The 8,110-nt window shown below is 71.5% G+C and carries 5 protein-coding genes; 1 reads left to right on the top strand and 4 read right to left on the bottom strand.

The genetic code is table 11. The annotated features are described in order from the left end of the window. Nucleotides 1-126: 126 nt before the first annotated feature. Nucleotides 127-693 carry a TetR/AcrR family transcriptional regulator gene (locus tag ACWEBX_RS26110; protein WP_451887246.1) on the bottom strand — a complete coding sequence of 189 codons (567 nt, stop codon included), beginning with the start codon at nucleotides 691-693 and terminating at the stop codon, nucleotides 127-129. A gap of 135 nt (nucleotides 694-828) precedes the next feature. Here ACWEBX_RS26110 and ACWEBX_RS26105 point away from each other — a divergent pair, with 135 nt between their 5' ends. Next, entirely contained in the window at nucleotides 829-2,289 is a 1,461-nt protein-coding gene (locus ACWEBX_RS26105; RefSeq protein ID WP_451887245.1) for an MFS transporter, read from the top strand. Between the two features lie 118 nt (nucleotides 2,290-2,407). Here the strand turns inward: ACWEBX_RS26105 and ACWEBX_RS26100 are convergent, their stop codons facing one another. The 3 genes from ACWEBX_RS26100 to ACWEBX_RS26090 form a co-directional block, all read right to left on the bottom strand. Further along, nucleotides 2,408-3,997 (bottom strand): TROVE domain-containing protein, encoded by a 1,590-nt coding sequence (locus ACWEBX_RS26100; protein ID WP_451887244.1) that lies wholly within the window; start codon nucleotides 3,995-3,997, stop codon nucleotides 2,408-2,410. Nucleotides 3,998-4,502: 505 nt separating this feature from the next. After that, nucleotides 4,503-5,960 (bottom strand): alkaline phosphatase PhoX, encoded by a 1,458-nt coding sequence (locus ACWEBX_RS26095; RefSeq protein ID WP_451887243.1) that lies wholly within the window; start codon nucleotides 5,958-5,960, stop codon nucleotides 4,503-4,505. Between the two features lie 408 nt (nucleotides 5,961-6,368). Beyond that, nucleotides 6,369-7,793: a hypothetical protein gene (locus ACWEBX_RS26090; protein WP_451887242.1), complete on the bottom strand. Its 1,425-nt coding sequence runs from the start codon at nucleotides 7,791-7,793 to the stop codon at nucleotides 6,369-6,371. Between the last annotated feature and the right edge of the window lie 317 nt (nucleotides 7,794-8,110).

The following is an 8,110-nucleotide window of genomic DNA, read 5'->3' as shown; positions in this document are numbered from 1 at the left end:
GTACATCGATGCCCGTCGCCACCGACGCCCACCCCTCACCCAACGGCGACGGGCTGATGCACCGGCACGGCCCCGACCCACCCACCGGACCGGCGCCGTACCCGAACCTGGTGACCCCCGGAGTGGCTACGCCCGCAGCCCCTCCGTCAGCAACCGCAAATACCGCCGGATGTACGCGCCGTCCGAGCTCCCCAGCTCCGACGCGGTAGCCACCCCGTGCACCAGCCGCAGCACATCGATCGGCTCCACGTCCGCACGCAAGGTCCCCTCCCGCTGCGCGGCCTCGACGAGCCGCCCCGCCGCCCCCTTCACAGAGGCCCCGCACCGGGCCAGCACCTCGGAACTCCCGTCCGCGACGGCCGACCCGAGCAGCGCCTTCAGCCCACGGACCCGGATCATCCCGAGGCCGAGCTCGTTCAGCCACTCCACGAGGGCCTCCCCCGGCGGCAGCTCGGCGGCGATCTCGTCCGCGCGGACGGCGATCGCCTCGATGGCGTCCACGTAGACGGCCTCCAGCAGCGTCTGCCGGGTGGGAAAGTGCCGGTACAGCGTCCCGGACCCCACGCCGGCCCGCTTGGCGATGTCGTCCAGGGACGCGCCCTCCCCGTGTTCGGCGAACGCGACCGCCGCCTCCGCGAGGAGCCGCTCATAGTTCCGCCGCGCATCCGCCCGCATCGGCTTGACCTGGGCCATTCAGCTACTCCTTGCGAACCGGGGACCCTCTCCGTATCTTGGCGAGGGTTAAACGGAGACAGTCCCCGCTTATTTCGCGGGCAGTCCGTGCTGCCCACTCGCACCGTACCGGGGACGCCAGACCAGGAGAACTCCATGTCCACCGGCACCGGCACGCCCCCACCCGACACCCCGTCAGCAGCCTTACCCCCGAGGCGACTCCGCACCACGGAGGCGACCGGCACGACAGCCCTCCTCGTGATCGTGACCGCCTATCTGATGGTCGGGATCGACTCCACCGTCGTCAACGTCGCCCTGCCGGACGTCCAGCGGGACCTCGGCTTCACCCCCACCGGCCTGTCCTGGGTCCTCAACACGTACACCCTCGCCTTCGGCGGCCTGCTCCTCCTCGGCGGCCGGATCGGCGACATCGCGGGCCGCCGCCGCACCCTCACCGCGGGCGCCCTCCTCTTCGCCGCCTCCTCGCTGCTCGGCGGCCTCGCCACCGAGAGCTCCTGGCTGCTCGCGGCCCGCGCGCTCCAGGGCGTGGGCGCGGCGCTCATCGCCCCCAGCACCCTCGCCCTCATCACCACCAACTTCCCCGAGGGCCCCCGACGCCACCACGCGCTCGGCATCTACTCCTCGATGGCCGGGATCGGCGCGTCGGTCGGCCTGGTCCTCGGCGGCATGCTCACATCGTGGGCGTCCTGGCGCTGGTCGCTGCTGATCAACGTGCCGATCGGCATCGCGGTCGCCGCAGCCCTGCCTCGCTTCGTCACCGAGACCCCGCGTCACGCGGGCCGCTTCGACGCGGCGGGGGCACTCACCGGCACCGCGGGCACGGCCTCGCTGGTCTACGCGTTCATCCGGGTCTCGGAAGAGGGCTGGAGCGACACCCAGGCGATGCTGGGGTTCAGTACGGCGGCGGCCCTGCTCGTCGGCTTCCTTCTGGTGGAGGCGCGAGCGGAGCAGCCGGTCATGCCGCTGCGTCTCTTCGCGAGCCGTGACCGGGCGGGCGGCTACGCCGGGGTCCTGCTGCTGCCCGCGGGTATGTTCGGCGCGTTCTACTTCCTCACCCTGGTCGCCCAGCAGGCGCTGGGATACAGCCCGTTGCGCACGGGCTTCGCCTTCCTGCCACTGACCCTGGTGATGTTCACGACCGTGCGCCTCGTGCCACGGCTGCTTCAGCGCTTCGGCGCCAAGCCGGTCCTGCTGTCGGGGATCTCGCTGATCGCCGTCGCGGGCGTCTGGCTGTGGCGGCTGGAGCCGGGCGACGGTTATGTCACCGGTCTGCTGGGCCCGTTGCTGGTGATGGGGCTGGGCGTCGGCCTGAGCTTCCTGCCGCTGAACGCCACCATTCTCGCGGGCGTCGCACCGCGTGAGGCGGGATCCGCGTCCGGACTGCTCCAGACCCTCCAGTGGCTCGGCGGCACCCTCGGACTCTCCGTCCTGGTCACCGTCTTCGGCACGGCGACCCGGCACGCCCACGGCTCCCCGTCGGAGATCCTCACCGAGGGCTCGGCCCGCGCGTTCGGCGCCGGTTCCCTGATCGCCCTGACCGCGCTGGTGCTGTCGGCGCTCGTGCTCACGAACCCCAAAAGGGAACGCGCCTCTTAGATCCCGGCACCCGCCGGAACCCGGCACACACAGCGGCGCGGCCCGCACCGAAGTACGGGCCGCGCCCTGTCCCGAAGCCGTAGGCCTCAGCGCACCGAAGCCGACCGGAGCCGAAGCCTCACCCGGCCTGGACCCACGGCCAGTCCGCGTCCCGAGCCGACTCGAGAAGCGGGACGCACCGGAAGGCCGCGTCCGAGAGTCCGCCGAACGTGTGGCGGTTTCCCTTCCCCGACGGGCCGTGGCCCGCGCTGTAGCCGGCGAGGTTCCATGTGTAGACCGGAACGTGCGCCGGAACCTGCTCGGTCGGGTCGCCGAACTGGCTGTACATGGCCTGCTCGTCGGTGACGATGAGGACCCGGTCATGCTTCTTGTAGTGCTTGCGGACCGCCTCGGTCGTGTTGGTGCCGCCGAGGTCGCCGAACCGTCCGATGACCTTGAGCACGGACTCGCCCGCACGGAACTTCACCCGCTTGCTGGTGGTGCCGAACTCGACGAGATCCGCGTCCGCCGCCCGCAGCGCGAGCGCCGTGCCGAAGATCGCCGCGGCGTCGGCCCGGTTGAGCTCGGAACGCTCCGACAGCCGCGAGTAGAACATCGAGCCCGAACGGTCCACGAGGACCAGGGTCCGGCCGGGCAGCGCCGGCACGTTGGCCAGCGAGTGGCCGAGCGCCTGCTCCAGCGGGTACGACCAGCGCAGCGACGGCGCGTGCTGGTAGGCCGCGAGGTAGCGGAACGGGAACTGCCGCGAGCGCGTGACCTCCGCCGGGTCACTGATCTTCGCGGCGACCTGTGCCGCCACCTCGTCGCTGACGCCGGCCTCGTCGAAGTTGCGCAGGTTGCGGACGAGCGCCATCGCGCCCATGGACGGGATGACGGCCTCCCAGGCCGCCTTGTCCATCGGCCCCTGGAGCCAGCCGGCCAGCGCCTCCCAGGTCATCCCCGCGTCCGCGAGGCGCTGCGCCCCCTGCGCGCCGGTCACGACCTTGCGCCGCTTCGCCGGCCGCAGCGCCATCAGGTCGCGATGGGCGGCGACCACGGGCAGCGACTTCGGGACGACGGCCGTGTCCGGGTTGTGGCGCCGGTCCAGCGCGTACTGGAACAGGTCGCCCTGCCAGGGCTTGTCAGGGTCCGGCGCCGCGTGCACCAGGTTGAGGATGTCACCGAAGCGGTAACCCTTCGACGCGGTGTCGTACTTCAGGAGCGACTTGCCGTTGTAGAGGCGTCGTACGGCATCGGCGATGCCCCGCTTGACGGGCTTGGGCACGTTCCGGCCGTACCGGGAGGTCCAGTAGGCGAGCAGCTCGCCCGGCTCGTCCGGACGACGCAGTACGGAGGCGACGACCTGCCGGTTGGCCGGGCCGTCGGTGGCGCCGGCGTCCAGGCGCGCCTTCACGTACTCGGCGGCGCCCACGAGCGAGGCGGTGCGGAGGTTTCCCTCGCCGCGCAGCCAGCCCAGGAGGCCGGCGGTCCAGGACGGGTCGGCGACGGCGAGCTCACGCACGAGCGCGGCGAACCGGTCGTCACGGGCGTCGCCGGTCTCGTAGAAGGTCTGCTGCGAGACGAAGTTGGCGATCGCGAGCAGAAAAAGCTCGGAGCGGGCGTCGCGCTCGCGGCCGAGGCCGCCCTGGTGCGTCCGCAGCACTCGGCCGGTGGACGTCACGCGAGAGGTGGGCTGGGCCTTCGCCGCCTTGTTGTTGAAGCGTGCCATGGTGAATTCCCCCGAATTCATGAGCATTTCGGAGGGAGGCACAGCAAATGGAGGGTGCCCGAGTTCAGGAGTGGCGACGGAGCCTGTTCACCCGGCGCGTCTTCCATTTCCGCCACACCGACCCGAAGTCGATGACGGGATTCGAACCCGCAACATACCGTGCCCCTAAGTATCCGCTGCCTGCGCACCGGGCACCCACCATGAGCTGCGCCTCCCGAGATCAAGTCGGCCGCGGCATGGATTCTTTGAGAGAGAAGTAGCCGCGGCCCGCGCACCGGGAGGTGCATGAAGTTGTGGTGTCCAGAGATCGAAGCCGGCGGGACCGACGTAGGTGCTCTAACCCCTGAGCTACATCGGCGCGTTGTGCCGACGGCGGGACTCGAACCCGCGACCGCCCCATTATCAGTGGAAGTAGGTCCTGCCTTCGCACCTGGACATGCATCACTGTAGGAGGGCGGCCGCGAACCCGGCGAGCGATTTAATCCGCGGGGAAAGCGGCGGGAGTTCAGCCGCGCTTCTGCCGCTTCCAGGGGCCGGTGATGGCGAGCATGATGCCCGGCTCCTGGATGTTGGCGAAGAGCGTGCGGCCGTCGGGCGAGAACGTGACGCCGGTGAACTCGCTGTAGGCCGGCGCCTCGGCGGTGCCGATGTTGAGCTCGTTGCGGGCGATCGGGTAGGTGCGGCCGCTCTCGGTGGCGCCGAACAGGTGCTGGACGCCCTCGCCGTCCTCGGCGATGACGAGACCGCCGTACGGGGAGACGGTGATGTTGTCCGGTCCGTCGAAGGCTCCGTCGGCGGACGGGTCGGGGTTCACACCGATGAGGACCTTCAGCGTCAGGGTGCGGCGCTTGGGGTCGTAGAACCAGACGGCTCCGTCGTGGGCCTGGCCGGGGCTCTCGGTGCGGGCGTAGGAGGAGACGATGTAGACACCGCCGTCACCCCACCACATGCCTTCGAGCTTGCGGGCGCGGGTGACCTGGCCTTCGGTGAACTGCTTGCGGACGGAGACCGTCTTGGCGTCCCGGTCGGGCACGTCGACCCAGTCCACGCCGTAGACCGTGCCGATCCTGGTGGCGCGGGAGAGGTCGTCGACGAACTTGCCGCCGGAGTCGAAGCACTTGAAGGCCTGGAGCGCTCCGGCGTCGTCCGCGAGGGTGGCGAGCCGTCCGTGGCCGTGCTCGAAGCCCTGCGGAGGGGTCCAGCGGTACAGCAGGCCGTTGGGGCCCGAGGCGTCCTCGGTGAGGTAGAGCCGGCCGCGCTTGGGGTCGACGACGACGGCCTCGTGGGCGTAACGGCCCAGCGCCTTGAGGGGCTTGGGGTTCTTGTTGCGGCGGCGGTCCTGCGGGTCGACCTCGAACACGTAGCCGTGGTCCTTGGTCATGCCGTTCTGGCCGGCCTTGTCCTCGGTCTCCTCGCAGGTGAGCCAGGTGTCCCAAGGGGTGTTGCCACCCGCGCAGTTGGTGGAGGTGCCCGCGACGCCGACCCACTCGGCGACGTGGTCGTGGCGTACCTCGACGACGGTGCAGCCGCCGGACGCGGCGGGGTCGTAGACGAGTCCCTCGGTGAGCGGCACGGGGTAGGTCCAGCCGGAGCGGGGGCCCTTGAGTTCGTGGTTGTTGACGAGGAGGGTGGCGCCGCGCGGGCCCTGGAAGGTGGAGGTGCCGTCGTGGTTGGACGGCGTGAACTCACCCGAGTCCAGCTTGGTGCGGCCGCTGTAGGTGATGACGCGGTAGGAGAAGCCGGCGGGCAGCGAGAGGAGGCCCTTGGGGTCGGTGACGAGCGGGCCGTAGCCGACGCCGCCGTGGCGGGCCTCAGCCGAGCCCTCACCCGCGCCCTCGGTCCCCGTCTCCGTGGCGGCGAGCGCGTTGGGGGCGGTGGCGAGAGCGCCCACGCTGCCGATCAGGACCACGCCTGCACCGGTGATCGCGGACTGCCTGGCGAAGTCCCTGCGAGAGAGCGACATGTGATGTCTCCTGTGACGGTGGACTCGGACTGTCATGGGGGGCGGCTGACGACCTCGGTTCGCGGCCACACCGTCCCGTCCTCTCCTGAACACGAGTTGAACGCGCGCCGACTTCCGTGGACCCGCTTGCGTGAATCCACCCGACCGGCGCAGGGGAACGGACCGCTCCGGGGAGCACCCCGCCCGGGACCCGGCATCCGGGACCCGGCATCCGGCACCCAGCACTCGGCACTCGCACCGCACCCGCACCCGGCAGGCGACACCCCCGCACACCGCACGCGGCGGCCGACATCCGGCGCCCGCCCACACTCAGCGGGCGCCAGCCGGAGACCCCGGCACCCGGCACGGCGCACACGGGCCCGCACCCGGACCCGGAACCCCGGCACCCGAGTCGTCTCGCCGGCCGCGTCACGCTCCCTGCTGCGACCGGGCCTTGAACGCCGCCTTGCGGGCCTCCTTGGCGACCTTCTTGTCGGGGTGCAGCCGGCCCATGGCCTCCAGGACGTCCGGGGCCGCGGGGTGCTCGACCCGCCAGGCCGTGTCGAAGAAGCCGCTGTGCTGCTCGGCCAGACCCTCGACCAGGGCCTGCAGTTCGTCGGAGTTCCCCTCGGCGGCGAGCTGTGCCGCCACCGTGTCGATCGTCAGCCAGAAGACCATCGCCTCGGACGGCGGCGGCACGTCGGGCGCGCCCCGCTCGGAGAGCCAGACCCGGGCGAGACCGCCCAGCTCGGCGTCGTCGAGCACCTCGCGCAACGCCGGCTCGGCCTCCGTACCGACGAGCGCGAGTGCCTGCTGGCAGTGCAGGCGGCGCAGCGGGGCGTTCGGGTCCGCGCCGCGCGCGGCGGAGAGCAACTCCTGTGCGGCGGCGAGCGGTTCACGCCGGGCGAGCCACTGCTCGATCTCGGCCTGCGCGGCGGTCGGGGGGAAGCCGGCCGTGCCGTCCAGCAACGTGTCCGCGCCCTTGTCGGTCAGCTCACCCACCGCGGGGGCGGAGAAGCCCGCCTCGATGAGCCGGGCGCGCAGTCCGTACAGGCCGAGCGGCGTCAGCCGCACCACCCCGTACCGCGACACGTCCATGTCGTCGGCGGGGGCGGGCTCCTCGGCGGCGTCCGCCATCAGGGCCTCGTCGACCGGCTGGAAGGCGACGAGTCCGATGGGCTCCAGCAGCCGGAACTGGTCGTCGAGGCGCATCATGGCGTCCGAGACCTGTTCCAGGACGTCGTTGCTGGGCTCCCCCATGTCGTCGGGCAGGATCATCGAGGCGGCGAGCGCGGGAAGCGGCACGGACACCTCCCCGAGCGCGTCCTCGCCGACGGTCAGCAGGTACAGGTTGCCGAGCACGCCGTCGAGGAACTCGGACTCGGCCTCCGGGTCCCAGTCCAGCGAGGAGAGGTCGATCTCGCCCTCCTCGTCCATCGCGTCGACGAGTTCACCGAGGTCGGGCACGCTCGCGTCGGCCAGCACGACGTCGAGGGCGCCGAGCCAGAAGCCGAGGACGTCGTGCGGGGCGCCGGAGGTGAGCCGGACGAGCTCCTCGCCCGTGGTGACGGTGCCCTCCTCCTCGTCCACGATCTCGACGAGCCCGGTGTCGACGGCCACCCGCCAGGCCTCACCGGCCAGCGCGGCCGCGTCGTCGCCGGCCAGGCCGAGGACTCCGGCCGCCTCGGGAAGCTGTTCCTCGACGAGTTCGCCCCCGGCGCCGACCCGGGTCGCGGAACCTGCCCATCGGGCCAGCCGTGCGGCGCGGGAGAGCAGCGGCGCGGCGAGCGCGTCGCGCGCGAGCCGCGCCTCGGAGTGCAGCCGCACCGGCGGCAGGGAAGAGCTGTCTGACATCGGCTGAGTTCTCCTCCGAACAATCACGACGAGCAGGGACAGGCAGGCAAGCGGTCCGACCGGGTCCACGACGGGCGCCGTGTCCCGCCGGACACCGGCGGGCCCGAGAGCCCGGAGGCGGCCCGGAGGATCCGTGCCAACTGCTCAGCCTAGACGGATTTCCACCCATGCCGCCCGGTTCATGCGTCCGACAGGTCTCGTACACCGTCGAAACCTTGACAACTCCCCCCGCTACACACGAGATTGACGCGCGTAGAAGTTCAACGGCCGTGCTGCCGAGCCCTTCTACGCGCGTCACTGGCCCGCAAGCAGGTCGC

Source organism: Streptomyces sp. NPDC005070 (assembly GCF_053600395.1).
This window is presented reverse-complemented; position numbering and strand designations above follow the sequence as displayed.